Origin of the sequence: Streptomyces sp. W16 (assembly GCF_033194735.1) — a bacterium.
In the GTDB taxonomy this organism is placed as follows: domain Bacteria; phylum Actinomycetota; class Actinomycetes; order Streptomycetales; family Streptomycetaceae; genus Streptomyces.
The window spans coordinates 1-1741 of sequence record NZ_JAWOAI010000998.1; the positions used below are offsets into that span (position 1 = coordinate 1).

The 1741-nt window shown below is 70.9% G+C and carries 2 protein-coding genes and 1 pseudogene; 2 read left to right on the forward strand and 1 reads right to left on the reverse strand.

Features of this window, described 5'->3' with window-relative positions; all coding sequences use genetic code 11:
* Positions 1-290, reverse strand: a 290-nt coding sequence (locus R6V09_RS52375; RefSeq protein WP_317888439.1) for an AfsR/SARP family transcriptional regulator, incomplete at its 3' end; no start/stop codon positions are given.
* A 166-nt stretch (positions 291-456) separates the two neighbouring features.
* Here R6V09_RS52375 and R6V09_RS52380 point away from each other — a divergent pair.
* Together R6V09_RS52380 and R6V09_RS52385 are read left to right on the forward strand one after the other, a co-directional pair.
* Positions 457-1155, forward strand: a complete 699-nt coding sequence (locus R6V09_RS52380) for a hemerythrin domain-containing protein (protein WP_317888440.1) — start codon at positions 457-459, stop codon at positions 1153-1155.
* Positions 1152-1741 (forward strand): annotated as a pseudogene (locus R6V09_RS52385) (pyridoxamine 5'-phosphate oxidase family protein); the annotation flags it as partial. The gene R6V09_RS52380 and the pseudogene R6V09_RS52385, both read left to right, overlap by 4 nt.

Sequence of the window (1741 nt, forward strand, 5' to 3'; positions counted from 1 at the left end):
CGCAGGGCGTAGCCGGGCGGTGAGGTGACCAGCACGGTCGCCGGGGTGCGCGGCGGCCGGCCCGGTTCGAGGGAGCGGCGCAGGTGGGACACGTAGGTGTGCAGGGAGACCGTGGCACGGTTCGGCGGTGCCCCGCGCCACAGCGCGTCCGCGATCCGGTCGACGGGCACGACGGTGCCGCGGGCCGCGATCAGCAGCGCCAGTACGGCCCGTTGGCGTGGAGCACCGAGTCCGACCGGTCGCCCCTCGTCATCGGCGCCCAACGAACCCAGGACTCGAATACGCAGCACGGCGCGGGAATCTACCCGAGCCGTGTCGAAGCCCGGTCAACAGACGATAAACGTCCTTCCCACAGGACTGCGGAGATCACTACGGCGACCGCGCCAAGTAGACGCCAAGAGGGCCGCACGACCCTTGGAGGCTGTTACCGATATCCGATCGTTGGAGCAAGCAAGCGTGTCACCCACCAGCACGACGGACGAACTTCCCACGGCCGAGCGTCCTTACACCCACGAGATGATCGTGGTCCACCGGGTCTTCCGCCGCGAGTCGGCGTTTCTGCCCCGCCTGGTACGGGCCGTCCCCGGCGGCGACACGGCCCGCGCGAAGAAGGTCGCGGAGCATCTGCGCGAGTATGTCGCGGGACTGCACAGCCACCACTCCGTAGAGGACGACCTCATCTGGCCGCACCTCCAAAGCCGCGCCGCGGACGCCCGGTTGGTCGCCCGCATGGAGGAACAGCACCAGCGCATCGACGTGAGTCTGACCGTGGTGACGGAGTGGACGGCCGCGTGGGAGCGGGCGGCGGACCCAATCGCCGGGGAAGAGTTGGCGCTCGCGCTGGAGCAGCACTCCGCCGTGCTGCTCGAACACCTCGACGACGAGGAGCAGTTGGTGCTGCCCCTGGTCGCGGAGCATCTGTCGGCCGAGGAATGGGACCTGGTCGGGCGCCGTGGGCTGGAACGGATCCCCAGGAACAGGCTGTTGATCGCGCTCGGTGCGATCCTGGAGGACGCCACGCCCGAGGAGCAGGCGTACTTCCTCGGCCGGACCCCGCTGGTGGGCCGGCTGCTGTGGAAGGCCGTCGGCCGCCGTCAGTACACCGCCGCCTGCCGGGCGATACGCGGCCCGCTGGACGGGGAGCAGAGCCGGTGACCCTTCTCGACTCCGCGCCGCTGGACGTCCTGGACGCCTACCGCACCTGCGAGTTCGTCACCCTCGGCCGCGACGGCACACCGGCGGCCTGGCCGACCGCCGTGCGGCGGCAGCAGGACGGCACGCTCCTGCTGAGCACATCCCTGGCCTTCGCGCAGAAGGCGCTGAACATCCGCCGGGACGGCCGCGTCGCCCTCCTCTTCTCCGACCCCACCGGCAGCGGCCTCGACCACGCCCCGCAAATCTTCGTCGGCGGCCGTGCCGAGTGCCCCGACGAGATCATGACGGGACCTCGGGGCGCCGAGGACTACTGGCAGATGCTCTTCGAACGGCAGCCGCACAGCAGGGCGTACGTCGCCGCTCCCCTGCGGTCGTTGATGGAGTGGTACTACCTCCGGCTGCTGATCACCGTCACCCCGGAACAGATCGTCGTACGACCACCGCTCCCCGCGTCGGGCCAACAGGCCCCGGAGGCGGGGTATTCACTGCCGGGCGCGGCCCAACTCGCCCAATTCTCCTCGGCGGTGCTCGCCGCGCGGGACGCGTCCGGGGCACCGGTGCTCGCCCGGACCCGGCCGGTACCGGC